At 62.4% G+C, this 14350-nt stretch carries 11 protein-coding genes; 3 read left to right on the top strand and 8 right to left on the bottom strand.

Annotated features, from left to right (window positions below; all coding sequences use genetic code 11):
* Window positions 1-147 precede the first annotated feature (147 nt).
* From RL_RS29920 to RL_RS29930, 3 genes are all read right to left on the bottom strand, one after another.
* A complete protein-coding gene (locus RL_RS29920) occupies window positions 148-444 on the bottom strand; it encodes a hypothetical protein (RefSeq protein ID WP_003548352.1) in 297 nt (98 codons plus the stop codon).
* 169 nt (window positions 445-613) lie between these two features.
* The gene (locus RL_RS29925; RefSeq protein WP_003548354.1) at window positions 614-2512 is read right to left on the bottom strand and encodes an ABC transporter ATP-binding protein; all 1899 of its coding nucleotides are present in this window, start codon (window positions 2510-2512) and stop codon (window positions 614-616) included.
* 92 nt (window positions 2513-2604) lie between these two features.
* Window positions 2605-4566: an ABC transporter ATP-binding protein gene (locus RL_RS29930; protein ID WP_011654792.1), complete on the bottom strand. Its 1962-nt coding sequence runs from the start codon at window positions 4564-4566 to the stop codon at window positions 2605-2607.
* Between the two features lie 123 nt (window positions 4567-4689).
* On the opposite strand from RL_RS29930, the gene RL_RS29935 reads away from it, so the two are divergent.
* From RL_RS29935 to RL_RS29945, 3 genes are all read left to right on the top strand, one after another.
* Window positions 4690-5307: a flavodoxin family protein gene (locus RL_RS29935; protein WP_011654793.1), complete on the top strand. Its 618-nt coding sequence runs from the start codon at window positions 4690-4692 to the stop codon at window positions 5305-5307.
* Between the two features lie 350 nt (window positions 5308-5657).
* Complete coding sequence (locus RL_RS29940) at window positions 5658-7064, top strand: FAD/NAD(P)-binding protein (protein WP_011654794.1); 1407 nt, start codon at window positions 5658-5660, stop codon at window positions 7062-7064.
* A 68-nt stretch (window positions 7065-7132) separates the two neighbouring features.
* Window positions 7133-9061 carry a hybrid sensor histidine kinase/response regulator gene (locus RL_RS29945; protein WP_011654795.1) on the top strand — a complete coding sequence of 643 codons (1929 nt, stop codon included), beginning with the start codon at window positions 7133-7135 and terminating at the stop codon, window positions 9059-9061.
* A gap of 6 nt (window positions 9062-9067) precedes the next feature.
* Here the strand turns inward: RL_RS29945 and RL_RS29950 are convergent, their stop codons facing one another.
* Genes RL_RS29950 through cyoA form a run of 5 tightly spaced genes read right to left on the bottom strand, consistent with a single transcriptional unit; the run spans window position 9068 to window position 14110 of the window.
* Window positions 9068-9859 (bottom strand): SURF1 family protein, encoded by a 792-nt coding sequence (locus RL_RS29950; protein WP_011654796.1) that lies wholly within the window; start codon window positions 9857-9859, stop codon window positions 9068-9070.
* On the bottom strand, window positions 9856-10257 hold the full coding sequence (gene cyoD, locus RL_RS29955) for a cytochrome o ubiquinol oxidase subunit IV (protein WP_003548367.1): 402 nt from the start codon (window positions 10255-10257) through the stop codon (window positions 9856-9858). The genes RL_RS29950 and cyoD overlap by 4 nt, the downstream gene beginning before the upstream one ends.
* On the bottom strand, window positions 10254-10874 hold the full coding sequence (cyoC, locus tag RL_RS29960) for a cytochrome o ubiquinol oxidase subunit III (protein ID WP_003548370.1): 621 nt from the start codon (window positions 10872-10874) through the stop codon (window positions 10254-10256). Before cyoC ends, cyoD begins: the two co-directional genes overlap by 4 nt.
* A gap of 5 nt (window positions 10875-10879) precedes the next feature.
* The gene (gene cyoB / locus RL_RS29965) at window positions 10880-12883 is read right to left on the bottom strand and encodes a cytochrome o ubiquinol oxidase subunit I (protein ID WP_003548372.1); all 2004 of its coding nucleotides are present in this window, start codon (window positions 12881-12883) and stop codon (window positions 10880-10882) included.
* Between the two features lie 42 nt (window positions 12884-12925).
* Window positions 12926-14110: a ubiquinol oxidase subunit II gene (gene cyoA / locus RL_RS29970; RefSeq protein WP_011654798.1), complete on the bottom strand. Its 1185-nt coding sequence runs from the start codon at window positions 14108-14110 to the stop codon at window positions 12926-12928.
* Window positions 14111-14350 lie beyond the last annotated feature (240 nt).

A 14350-nucleotide genomic window follows, 5' to 3' on the forward strand; every position in this document is an offset into this window, starting at 1 on the left:
CTTTTGGGAGGGACTGCGAACCAAACTGCATTGGCCCAGGCAAAGAAAAACCGAGGCTGCTGGATGCAGCCTCGGTTGATGGGCGAAAATCAGCGGCGACGACGAATGACCAGATCCGCGCCGCCAATGGAAGGCGAGGTCTGCCCGCTATTCGCAGACCCGCACGGTTTCGACATGATAGCCGCCGTCGTAGCGGTTGCGGACATCGCGGTCCTCATACCAGCATCTCGGCGCGGGTTCGACATAACGCGGACCATCGACGTAGCGAGGCCCGCTATTGGCGATCGCGCCACCGATCAGACCGCCGACGACGCCTGCGGCAACGCCGCCAGCGATGGCCCGGCCCGTGTCATCGTGGTGATGGCGATCACGCGCGGCAGCGGGCTGAATGGCCGATCCAACAAGGGCCGTTGCGATCAACAGGCTGCTAATAACTCTCTTCATAACATTCTCCTCAGTGGCACTCGTCCCCCGATAGGAAATAAATGCGGCAGCAAGGCGTTTGTTCGTTCAAACTTTGCGACAGGCATTAATGCATGCCTGAGATAGAGCGCCGTGCGTCCTCACGGACGCACAAAGGTCGCTTCAGCACTTTCAATCCTCGCACGATGCGTTAGGTCGCCGACTCCGCTGCCGTCGTCTCTTCCAGCACGTCTTCGGGAATGTCGTCGAAGGAGGAGTAGTTCAGATTGTAGAGCTTGGAATAGAGCTTGCCGTTCTTCATCAGCTGGCGGTGGTCGCCGCTTTCGATGATTTCGCCGTTCTGCAGCACGATGATGCGGTCCGCCTCACGGATCGTCGCGAGGCGATGGGCGATGACGAGGCCGGTGCGGTTTTCGAGCAGCTTCACCAGCGCTTTCTGGATCAGCATCTCGGTATAGCTGTCGATATTGGCCGTCGCCTCGTCGAGCACGAGGATCTTCGCGTCCGCCACCAGGGCGCGGGCAAAGCTCAAAAGCTGGCGCTGGCCGAGCGAAAGGTTGCCGCCGCGCTCCCCGAGAACGCTGTCGTAACCATCAGGCAGGCGCATCACGAAGTCATGTGCGCCGACCGCCTTGGCGGCCTCGATCACCTGTTCGCGCGTCGCTTCCAGCTTGTGGTAGCGGATGTTTTCGAAGACGGTGCCGGTGAAGAGGAAGGGTTCCTGCAGCACCATGGCGATCTGCGCTCCGAGCGAATCCTGCGTCAGATCACGCACATCGTCGCCGCCGACCAGTACCTGGCCCTGCTGCACGTCGTAGAAGCGATGGATCAGCGACATGCAGCTCGATTTGCCGGACCCCGTCGGCCCGACCAGCGCCACCGTCTCACCGGGATTGACCTTGAAGCTGACGTGCTTCAGCACCGGATGTTTCGGATTGTAGCCGAACACGACGTCCTTGAATTCCACCGATCCGTCCATGTCGCGCGACAAGGCCTTGGCATCGGGCGCGTCCTTGATGTCGACAGGCACGTCGAGCACTTCGGTCAGCCGCTGGCCGGACGCCATGGCGCGCTGCATCACCGAATATTGCAGGGTCAGCGAACGGATCGGGTCGAAGAAGCGCTGGATGTAGAACAGGAAGGCGACGAGCACGCCGACATCGAGTGCCTGATTGAGAACGCGGGCGCCGCCGACGACGATGACGAGCGCCATCGCCACGCCGGTCAGGCTGTCGACGATCGGCACCATCACCTGCGCGTAGCGCGCCGCCGTGAGATGTGTCTCGAGGTTGGCGCGCGCCTTGTCGTCGTAGAGCGTGAAGTTGACGCCCTGCCTGTCCATGCTCTGGACGGCGCGTACGCCGTGGATCGCTTCGGCGAGTGCGCCGGCGGCAACTGAATTGGTCTCGTGCGCGGCCATGAAGGATTTGCGCGCCAGCGGCAGCCAGAATAGCCGGACGATGAACAGCACCGGCAGCACCGAGAGCGTCAGCAGCCCCAGTTTGAAATCGAGATAGAGCATCACGAAGACGATGCCGAAGAGCAGCACGATGTCGCCGACCGACAGCACCGAGGTTTCGAGGAATTCCTGCATCGAGTTGACGTCGCCCTGCAGGCGCGACATCAGCCGTCCCACTTCGGTCTTGTCCATGAAGGACAGCGAGACGCGCTGGAGATGCGAAAACATTGCCTTGCGGATATCGAAGAGCACGTCCTCGGCCACGCCGCCGACCAGCGTCTCCTGCGCGTAGCTTGCCGCATAGTTGATTGATATGGCGACGGTGAAGGCGACGATCGACCAGACCAGGGCTGAATGGTTGCCGCCCGGCGACATGCCGTGGTCGATGGCATAGCGGATGATCAGCGGGATGGTAAGCTGCATCATCGTGAAGGTCAGAACGGCGACGACCGACCACAGGACCTGGCGGCGATAGGGGTGAACGAAAACCCAGATGCGCTTGACGATGTTGCCGTCGAAGGCCTTGCCGAACATCTCTTCCTCGACCCGGTGCGAACCGACCACCGCCCGCGGCGGGCGGCGTCCATCCTCGCGAACGTCGGGACGCTCGGTTTCCAGTTCCTCGGCCATGCCATTCCTCCCGCGGCCATCACGTCCGGTGGCCTGCATAGTCATTGCTTGTCCGCTCTTCTCCCCGGGGGCAGAAGAAGGGAATTCCATTGTTAGGCGCTCAAGACCTCGTCGCCCGGCCGCACTTGCAGGTCGTAGAGCGCCTTGTAGCGCCCACCGAGCGAAAGCAGCGCTTCATGCGTTCCGCGCTCGACGATCCGGCCGTCCTCGACGAACAGGATCTGGTCGGCATGCATCAGCGAGCTCAGGCGGTGGGCGACGACGATCGTCACGCGGTCGGCCGCATAGCGGCGCATGGCGCCGCGGATGCGCTGCTCGGTGGCGGCATCGATTGCCGCCGTCGAATCGTCGAACACCATCACCGCCGGTTTCAGCATCAGCGCACGGGCGATCGAAAGACGCTGGCGCTGGCCGCCGGACAGCGAAACGCCGCGCTCACCGACGACCGTGCCGTACCCTATTGGCAGGCCGAGCACGTAATTGTGCAGCTGGGCGCTTTCACTGGCGCGTTCGATGCGGCCTTCCTTCGCCCACGGGTCGCCATAGGCGATGTTGTTCTCGATCGTCGTCGTGAACAGGAAGGAGTCCTGCTGCACGACGGCAACCGCCCGGCGCAGCGATTGCAGCGTCGCCTTGCGGATGTCCTGGCCGTCGATCGTGATCTTGCCGCCGCTGACGTCGTAGAAGCGGGGAATGAGATGGGCGATCGTCGACTTGCCGCTGCCGGGAGGCCCGACAATGCCGATCGTCTGGCCGCGCCTGGCTTCGAAGGAGACATCGTCGAGCACGATGCGTTTTTCGGAACCCGGATAGGCGAAGCTGACATTCTCGAAGCGCAGCACGCCGTCCGTCAACGCCAATTCCTTGGCATCCGGCGCATCCTTGATCGCGATGTCGAGGTCGAGCAGGGCGAAGAGCCGCGAGCCGCAGGTGGAGGCGCGGGCAAAGGCATTGACCATCAGGCCGAGCTGGCGCACCGGCATCTGCAGGATGGTCATGAAGGTCAGGAACGAGGCCAGCGTGCCGACGGTGATCTCGCCCGACATCACCTTGCCGCCGCCGACCCAGAGCACCAGGCCCATCGCCGCGAAGAAGGAGAAGGTCATGGCGCTGGTATTGGTAACGCGGATGCCGACGCGCTGATGCGCGAGCGCCAGCGCGCTCTTCGATGCCGCCTCGAATTTCGAAATCTCGTGTTCGTGAGCGGCAAAGGCGCGCACGACGCGAATGCCGCCGAGATTTTCCTCCATGATGCGGGTCAGCACCGAAAGCCGCTCCTGCAGGTCGAGCCAGGTGGCGCGTAGCTTGAGCTGCGTCACCGACGAGCGCCAGCCGACGAAGGGCACGAAACTCAGCGCCAGGAGGCCGAGCACGATATCGGTCGACAGCAGCATATAGGCGCCGATGCCGATCAGGATCGACAGCAGGATCATCCGGACGAGTGCCGTGGAGAAATACATGCGCACGCCTTCGAGATCGAGCAGGCCGACGGTGATCAGGTCGCCGGAATGCACGGTGTCATGAAAGCTGAAGGAGAGCCGCTGGATCTTCTCGTAGCAGGCCAGCCGCAACTCGTAGCCGATGTGATGGCCGACGGCTTCGCTGTAATAGTTCTGCACCATGGTGAAGAGGCCGCGCAGCACGCTGGCACCGAGCAGCAGCAGCGCCGTGGTCAAAAGCGCGTCCTGTGCCGCCTGGCCCGCCGCACCGCCGCTCATCGCCATCTGCGTGTGGTCGACGGCCTGGCCGAGAAGGCGCGGGATCATCAGCTGGAAGGTGGAGGCCACAAGCGTGGCGCCGATCGCAAAGCCGGATTGCCAGGGGTGGCGGAAGGCCATCATGGTGATACGCACCAAGGTGAAGAGGCCTCGGCCCCAGCCTGCCGCAGTTGCAAGCGCCATCGAAGCCGAAGGCTTCGTCGCGCGTATTAACGCATCGCTGCTCACGGTATTTTTTCCAATAGATGTGTGGTCGGACGCTGGCCCGAAAAGACGGCAAATCCATGAAGGGATTGATAGCACCTTCACTTTTGCCGATTCCAATTGGGGGTTCAAGTAAAGAATTCACCAGTTGGTTATTTTTACGTGAGGTCCCCTCGCATCCCCGGCTGGAACAATCTGCGCGCGAACGGATTGCAGCAGGCGAACGCCAACCGTCGACCGGTGCCGGAGAGACCCATGCCACTCAAAGCCCTTGCCCTCAACGCCACGCTGAAGACCAGCAACGCTAAGGACGCGTCCTCGACCGACCGGATGATCGGACTGATCGACAAGGCGATGTCCGCGCACGGCGTCGTGACCGAAGTGCTTCGGCTCGCCGATTTCGCCGTCAAGCCGGGCGTCACCTCCGACGAAGGCGCCGGCGATGACTGGCCCGATATTCGCGCCAAGGTGCTCTCCGCCGATATCCTGCTGATGGCGACGCCGATCTGGCTCGGTCAGCCATCCAGTGTCTGCAAACGGGCGCTGGAGCGGATGGACGCCTTCCTCGAGGAGACCGACGATGAAGGCCGCATGGTCTCCTATGGCAGGGTCGCGGCCGTTGCCGTCGTCGGCAATGAGGACGGCGCCCACCATGTGTCGGCCGAGCTCTTCCAGGCGCTGAACGACGTCGGCTTCACCATCCCGGCCAATGCGGTCGCCTATTGGGTTGGCGAGGCAATGGGTTCCACCAATTTCGTCGATCTCGACAAGGTGCCGAAGGTCGTGACCAAAGCCGTCGACATGCTGGCACGCAACACGGTGCATCTGGCCGGCCTGCTGAAGGCAAAGCAATATCCGGGCGAGGGCGGCTGAGGTCGCTGCCGACCCGACATTTCAAGATCAATCCGCGGTTCGGGGAGTACAGGTCGACCAAGCTTCCTCGAATACGTCTAAATTATGTTTTATTTCAATAGCTTGAAGAGATGTGGCAACAAACCTCTTGCCACCTGCGCCATTTAGCGCTTTCATACACTACCAGTTTGATAGACTATGGACGAGCGTGATTGCTTCCCTAGTTCTCTGGCGGGGCCGCTGGTTCGGACCCCGATGCCGCGGCAGGTGTCTTGAATGGCCGCATGAACCTCATCAACGCGTGAGCCACTGTTTTATGCGTTGAAACCTCGATCGACCCAGGGTGCGGATGAAGCCGCAAAGGAGTTGCGATGACGGTTCAGGGACTTTTTTCCGCCAGAGCCAATGCGGCGGCGCAGATATCGGCGGTGCCGCGCATTGCGATCGTCGGGCGCGGCTTTTCCGGCATGATGACGGCCATCGCATTGATGAAGACGGTGCGCGCGCCCTTCCATCTGCAGCTGTTCGATCCAAATTCCTCGGTCAGCGGTGGCCAGGCGCTGGCCTCGGCCCGCTCCTCGACGATCCTCAACACCCGCGTCCGCGATCTCTCGGTCTCGGTCGGCGACAACGACGATTTCAACGACTGGCTCTGCAGCAATGCCGCCTTCCGCGCCGCCGTGCCGGCCGCGATTCCCGGATTCCGGCAGATCTTCGTGCCGAAGGAAATCTTCAGCGATTATGTCTACCAGCGCTTTTCGGAAGCGCTCGCCGCGCGCAGGGACATCACCGTCCAGGTTTGCAATGATCCGGTCGTGGCGATCCGCAGAAGCCATGGCCACCGCTTCCTGCTTGAAAGCGCCAATCCCGCCAATCCGCTGTTCGATACCGTCATCCTCGCCACCGGTTACGGCCTGACGGCGCCAGATGCCGGCGGTGAGGACGTTTCGCCGATCAGGGCCCAGCGCCTCGTCGCGCGGCCGCATGCGGTGCTGCTCGGCAGCGGCATCCGCGTCGTCGACCAGCTGCTGCAGCTGCGCGATTCCGGTTATGCCGGCCAGGTGACGATCGTTTCAAGGCGCGGCTTCCTGCCCCAGAGCCATACGCCGAATTCCGCCGATCCGGTCTTCCCCGCCGAAACGCTGCCCCAGAGCCTGCCGGAGATCGTCCGCTTCATCCGTGAAGCCTGTCGCGAGGCCGAGGAATCCGGGCGAAGCTGGCAATCAGTGATGAACGGCCTCAGAAAACATGCCCGCTCGCTCTGGCGCTCGCTGCCGGCGCGTGACAAGCATCAGTTCAACCGCCATCTCAGGGCGATCTATGACAGCCATCGCAACCGCCTGCCAGAAGCCATGCACCTGCGCCTGAGACGCGAACTCGCCGAAGGCCGCACGGTGCTGCGCCGCGGCCGGGCGGGCCGCCGGGGCCTGAGCGGCCTGTTCTTCACGCCGGCCGGTTCCACTGCCGAAGAGGTCATCCATGCCGAGCGCATCATCGATTGCCGCTGCCAGGCGCCTGATCTTTCCGCGCCCTTGATGCAGAGCCTGCTTTCCGCCGGCCTCGCCATGCCGGACGAGCTGTCGCTCGGGCTGGCGGTCAATGCGCGCGGCGAGCCCTTCCTCGAGGACGGTTCGACGGTCGCGGGGCTCTTTGCCGTCGGCCCGCTCGGTCTCGGCAGCCTGCCCGATATCGATCTGGTGCCGGAGATCGTTTCGCAGGCCTATGCCGCTGCCGAGCGTGTCAGCGAGCGGTTCTACTCGCAGGTCAAGGCCGTCTGAAATTCGGGCCGTTTCGGAACCATCCACCCCCTGCTGCGTTATAAAGCGCTGGTGACTCCGAGGGGCCGATGGAAGTGCTGAATCGACATGACACGTCTCTTGACGAGGAGGGACGCTTTCGCCTTCTGGTCGATGCCATCACCGACTACGCTATCTATATGCTGAGCCCCGAGGGCATCGTCACCAGCTGGAATAGCGGCGCCCAGCGCTTCAAGGGTTACAAGCCTCCAGAAATTCTCGGCGAGCATTTTTCCCGTTTCTACTTGGAAGAGGACCGCGCCGCGGGACTACCTGCGCGCGCGCTGGCCACGGCGGCGGAGCACGGTCGCTTCGAGGGAGAAGGCTGGCGCCAGCGCAAGGATGGCAGCCGCTTCTGGGCGCATGTGATCATCGATCCGATCCGTCGTCCTTCTGGCGAGCTCATCGGCTATGCCAAGATCACCCGCGACCTGACCGAACGCCGAGCAGCTGAACAGGCGATCCGCCAGAGCGAGGAACAATTCCGCCGGCTGGTCCAGGGCGTCTCCGACTATGCGATCTACATGCTCGATCCCACGGGCAATGTCAGCAGTTGGAATTTCGGCGCCGAGCGGATCAAGGGCTATCGGCCGCAAGAAATTATCGGCACGCATTTCTCGACCTTCTATACAGCCGAAGACCGCGAAGCCGGCCTGCCGGAAACCGCGCTCGGCATCGCCCGCGCCGAGGGCCGGTTCGAGAGGGAAGGCTGGCGCGTCCGCAAGGACGGCACCCGTTTTTGGGCCAGCATCGTCATCGACGCCATTCGGGACGAGGAAGGCAATGTGCTCGGTTTCGCCAAGATCACCCGAGATATCACCGAGAAGATGGAGACCCAGCGGGCACTGGAGCAGGCGCGCGAAGAGCTCTTCCAGTCGCAGAAGATGGAGGCGATCGGTCAATTGACCGGCGGTATCGCCCATGATTTCAACAATCTGCTGATGGCAGTGCTCGGCAGTCTCGAAATCCTGAAGAAACGCATGCCGCAGGATCTCTCGCTGACATCGCTGGTCGACAACGCCATGCAGGGCGCCCAGCGGGGTGCCGCGCTGACGCAGCGCATGCTGGCCTTTTCCCGCCGGCAGGAACTGCACGTGGAGCCGATCGACGTCTCCGGCCTGGTCCGTGGCATGATGGATATGCTGAGCCGTTCGCTCGGCCCCCTCACCGCGATCGAGACCTCTTTCCCCGTCAGGCTGCCGACGATCCTGACCGATCCGAACCAGCTGGAGATGGCGATCCTGAACCTCGTCGTCAACGCCCGCGACGCCATGCCGTCCGGCGGCCGGATCGTGCTTCGCGCTTCCGAAGAATCGCTGCCGTCAGGCAAAATTCCGCTGCCGCCCGGCCGCTATGTCCGCATCGCGGTGATCGACGAAGGCGAGGGCATGGATGCCAAGACGCTGGAGCAGGCCATCACGCCGTTCTTCACCACCAAGGGTGTCGGCAAGGGCACCGGCCTCGGCCTGTCCATGGTGCAGGGCCTTGCGTCCCAGTCTGGCGGACGCCTGATGATGAAGAGCAGCCTCGGCGAAGGCACGACAGTCGAATTGTGGTTCCCGGTCGCAAGTGTCGAACAGACGACCGAGGCCGCTGCCGACCGGCCGCGGCAGGAGGAAAATGCGACGCCTCGGCTGCGCATCGTCGCCGTCGATGACGATGGTCTGGTCCTGATGAACACGACGCTGATGCTGGAGGATCTCGGCCATACCGTGTTCGAGGCGATGGCGGGTCCGGAGGCGCTCGACATCCTGCGCAAAGAGCAGGTCGACCTGGTGATCTGCGACCATGCCATGCCGCGCATGACCGGCGCGCAGCTCGCCCAGGCGATCCGCAGCGAATGGCCCGACATGCCGATCATCCTCGCGACCGGTTACGCCGAGATTCCCGAAGGCGCCGGCATCGTCGACCTGCCCCGCCTGGGCAAGCCCTTTTCGCAGGCGCAGCTCGCCGAGGCGATCAGCCGGATCGCGTCATAGGGGTGATCACCGCCGCATCCTGCGAGTTGCCCTCTCGCCGCGAAGAATGAAGACGAGCAAGGCCAGCACCATCGCCGCCAGCCCGTACCAGGTGATCGCGTAGAGGAGATGGTTGTTGGGGAAGGCGATGATCGTGAGGCCGCCGACGGGCAGACCGCCCGGGTTGGCCGTGGCATCGGCATCGATGAAATAGGGCGCTGGCGCACCGACTCCGCGCTTTTCAGCGATCGCCGCGACATCGCGCGAATACCAGCGGTCGGCAGCGACGTCGTTCGATTGCAGCAGCGATCCCTTCGGCTCCGTCATCCGCATCAGCCCGGTGATCTCCACCGGGCCTGATGGTTGCCCCTCGCGCCGCGTGGCCGGGTCGCGCCTGTCGGTCGGCACGAAGCCGCGATTGACGAGGATTGATGTCCCGTCGGCAAGCGTCAGCGGCGCCATCACCCAATAACCCGGACCGAGCGCGGTCGAGGCATAGACCAGCGTTTCCTTGTCGTTCGCCAGCGTTCCGACCGCGGTCACCCGCCGATATTCGTCATCGGTGGCATTGACCTTTTTCCAGTCGGCTTGTGCAGGCGCCGGCACGGGTGGCGCATGCACACGCTGGTCGACGCGGGCGACGAGATCGCGTTTCCAGGCAAGGCGCTCGACCTGCCAGGTGCCGAGTGCGGAAAGTGCCGCGGCAAGCAGCACCAGACAGACGGTGAAGATCGCGCGTTTTACCCGATAATGCCGTCCAGCCGATTTTTCCGAGGGAGCCTGCGGGTGACGCTGCCGCCGGCCCTTCGTGACGGTCACGGCATGTTCTTCATCATCTCGGGGCTCATCGGCATCATGTTGGTGTTGAGATGATGCATGACCCAGAGCGAACCGGAGAGCGCAATGGCGACGATGATGAGCGTGAAGATCAGCGCCATGATCGTCCACCCACCCTCGCTCCTGGTATTCATGTGCAGGAAGAACACCATATGGACGACGATCTGGATCGCGCCTAGGCCCATCACCAGCACCGCCGTCAGCACGGGGCTCGCGAAGACGCCTGACATGACCAGCCAGAAGGGAATGGCGGTCAGGATGACGGAGAGCACGAAGCCCGTCATGTAGCTGCGGAACGTGCCATGGCCGGCCTGATGGCCGTGGCTGTGGCCGTGGTGAGCCTCGTGGGCATCCTCATGTGCGGGTGCTTGCGAAATCATCCGAGAACTCCCAGCAGATAGACGAAGGAAAAGACGCCGATCCAGACGACGTCGAGGAAGTGCCAGAACATCGACAGGCACATCAGGCGGCGGCGGTTGGCCTCGATCAGCCCGTGCATCGACACCTGCACCATCAGGGTGATCAGCCAGATGATGCCGAAGGTGACATGCAGCCCGTGAGTGCCGACGAGCGTGAAGAAGGAGGAGAGGAAGGCGCTGCGCGTCGGCCCGGCGCCTTCATGGATCAGGTGGACGAACTCGTAGAGTTCGAGCCCGATGAAGGCCGCGCCGAACAAGCCGGTCACGCCAAGCCAGAACAGCGTTTCCGCCTTTGCGTTGCGCTCCATCTGCAGCATGGCGAAGCCGTAGGTGATCGAGGAGAAGAGCAGCATCGAGGTGTTCAGGGCAACGATCGGCAGATCGAAGAGATCGGCGGGCGAGGGGCCTGCGGCATAATTGCGGCCGAGCACGCCGTGCGTTGCAAACAGCACGGCGAAGATCAGGCAGTCGCTCATCAGGTAGAGCCAGAAGCCGAGATTGGTGCTGTTTTCCGGATGATGGTCTTCCGTCAGGTAGAATTCAGGCTTTTCGGCCGTGTCGATAGTCTGATCGCTCATGGTCATCACACCTGCTCGGCAAGCAACGCGGTGCGCTTGCCTTCCGTTTCGGTCACCTCTTCGGCGGGGATGTGGAAATCGCGTCCGTAGTTGAAGGTATGGCCGATCGCGACCACCAGCATGGCGACGAAGGAGACGACGACCAGCCACCACATATACCAGATCAGCCCGAAGGCGAGGGCGACGCTGATGGCCGAGAGTATCGCGCCGGTGCCGGTATTCTTCGGCATATGGATCGGCCGGAAGCCTTCCAGCGGGCGTGCATAACCGCGGTTCTTCATGTCGTACCAGCTGTCATGATCGTGCACCACCGGCGTGAAGGCGAAGTTGTAATCCGGCGGCGGCGAGGATGTCGACCATTCCAGCGTGCGGCCGTCCCACGGGTCGCCGCTGTCGTCGCGCAATTCCTCGCGTTTCATGAAGCTGACGACGATCTGGATCAGGAAGGCGGCGATGCCAAGCGCGATCAGGCCGACGCCGAAGGCGGCGATGATGAACCAGATCTGCAGCGACGGATCCTCGAACTGGCTGACGCGGCGGGTGACACCCATCAGGCCGAGCACATAGAGCGGCATGAAGGCGAACCAGAAGCCGATCTGCCAGAACCAGAAGCTCATCTTGCCCCAGAAGGGATCGAGCTTGAAGCCGAAGGCCTTCGGGAACCAGTAGTTCACGCCGGCGAACATGCCGAAGAGAACGCCGCCGATGATGACGTTGTGGAAGTGGGCGATGAGGAACAGCGAATTGTGCAGCACGAAGTCGGCCGGCGGCACGGCAAGCATGACGCCGGTCATGCCGCCGATGACGAAGGTGACCATGAAGCCGACCGTCCACAGCATCGGCACCTCAAAGCGGATGCGGCCACGATACATGGTGAAGAGCCAGTTGAAAATCTTCGCCCCGGTCGGGATCGAGATGATCATCGTGGTGATGCCGAAGAAGGAATTGACGCTGGCGCCCGAGCCCATCGTGAAGAAGTGGTGCAGCCAGACGATGTAGGAGAGGATCATGATCACGCAGGTCGCGTAGACCATGGAGGCGTAGCCGAAGAGACGCTTGCCGGAGAAGGTGGCGACGACTTCCGAGAAGATGCCGAAGGCCGGCAGCACGAGGATATAGACCTCCGGATGACCCCAGATCCAGATGAGGTTGATGTACATCATCGGATTGCCGCCGAGGTCGTTGGTGAAGAAGTTCGTGCCGGCATAGCGGTCGAGCGACAGAAGCGCGAGTGTCGCCGTCAGGATCGGGAAGGAGGCGACGATCAGCACGTTGGTGCAAAGCGCCGTCCAGGTGAAGACCGGCATCTTCATGAAGGTCATGCCCGGCGCACGCATCTTGACGATGGTGGCGATCAGATTGATGCCCGAAAGCGTCGTTCCCACACCGGCCACCTGCAGGCCCCAGATATAATAGTCGACGCCGACGCCCGGACTGTAGGCTGCGCCCGACAGCGGCGGGTAGGCAAGCCAGCCGGTCTGGGCGAATTCGCCGATGAACAGCGACAGCATGATGATGATCGCGCCGGCGGTGGTCATCCAGAACGAGAAGTTGTTGAGGAAGGGGAAGGAGACGTCGCGCGCGCCGATCTGCAGGGGCACCACGAAGTTCATCAGACCGGTGACGAAGGGCATCGCCACGAAGAAGATCATGATGACGCCGTGGGCGGTGAAGACCTGGTCGTAATGGTGCGGCGGCAGATAGCCCTCCGAGCCGTTGAAGGCGATCGCCTGCTGGATGCGCATCAGGATCGCATCGGAGAAGCCGCGCAACAGCATGATGACGGCCAGGATCACATACATGATGCCGATCTTCTTGTGATCGACGCTGCAGATCCAGTCGCGCCAGAGCGGGCCCCAGAACTTGAAATAGGTGATGATGCCGAGCACCGCGATGGCGCCGATGACGACGCCGATGAAGGTCACGACCAGGATCGGCTCGTGATAGGGGATGGCATCGAGGGTCAACCGGCCGAAGACGAACTTCAGGAGGTCAGGATTGGAAAACATGGAACAACCCGTTCATTATGTCTTGCGACGCAAAGCGCCAGGTTAATTGTTGTTGTTGAGCTGCGCCGGCGCCGGATCGGCGCCATTGCTCATGCCGGGCATGGAGTGACCCTCATGCTGCATGTCCATTCCGGGCGTGCTAGGCATGCCGGGCATGTCGTGCTGCATGCTGTTGCCGTCGGTCCGCTCGGCGGGCTCGCTGCGGGCCGGAGCCCCGGTCGCCGGCACGGTGGCGGCGGGCGCCACGATGCCTTCGTCGGCATGACGGTCGTCGTATCGCAGCTTCTCGCGGTTCTCGGCACTTTCCTTGCCGCCGCCGCCCATCATGTCGATATGCATCATCTCGTTCATGCACATCTTGCCCGGAGCGGCGCACATGTTGAGGATGGCGTTGTAAAGGTCGGCATCGGCGCCGGCATAATAACGCACCGGTTCCTTCTCGCTCGGCTTCTCGAGCTTGAGATAGGCGTCGCGGTTGAGCATCGTGCCCTGCTGCTTGACCTGCGCCACCCAGGCGTCAAAGCCCGCCTGGTCGAGGCCGTGGAACTTGAAGCGCATGTGCGAGAAGCCGCTTCCGCTGTAATTGGCGGAGAAGCCCTCATATTCGCCTTGCTTGTTGATGACGGCGTGCAGCTTCGTCTCCATGCCGGGCATCGCATAGATCTGGCCGGCTAGCGCCGGGATATAGAAGGAGTTCATCACCGAGGAGGCGGTGATCTTGAAATTGATCGGCACGTCGACTGGGGCAGCGAGTTCGTTGACGGTGGCAATGCCGAGTTCGGGATAGAAGAACAGCCACTTCCAGTCGAGCGCCACGACCTCGACGATCAGCGGCTTGGTATTGGCCGGAATGGCGCGCTCCGCATCGAGGCGGTCGAGCGGGCGATAGGGATCGAGCTTATGGGTGGAAATCCAGGTCACGGCGCCGAGCGCGATGATGATCGCAAGCGGCGCTGCCCAGATCACGATTTCGAGGCGGGTCGAATGGTGCCATTCCGGCGCGTAGGTGGCGGCCGTATTGGAGCGGCGGTAGCGCCAGGCGAAGAACAGCGTCAGGAAGATCACCGGGATGATGATCAAAAGCATCAGCACCGTCGAGATGACGATGAGATCGCGCTGTTGCGCGGCGATGTCGCCGGAGGGCGCCATGACCACCATGTTGCATCCTGCCAGGAAAAGCAGCGGCAAGACGGATAGAAGGCGGGAAAACTTCACCAGTTTTAGCACGTCTCTAAGCTCTTGTTGTTTCGTTCGTTCCGCGACTAACGCACTGAACCCGATAGCGACATGAGGTGTTTGGTCGCAGTGCAGCAATCATGCCGCACTGCGGCACAAATGATGGTGCACTACAGCTTTGGAATCCTGATGAAATCAAGAAGGATTCTTTCGCCAGCGCATGTTTTGTTCCAATATATCCGCAAGGGCCGGCCAAGCCAGCGTCCCCGGGAAAAATCGCGCTCCGGATCA

Source organism: Rhizobium johnstonii 3841, from assembly GCF_000009265.1.
Lineage (GTDB): Bacteria > Pseudomonadota > Alphaproteobacteria > Rhizobiales > Rhizobiaceae > Rhizobium > Rhizobium acaciae.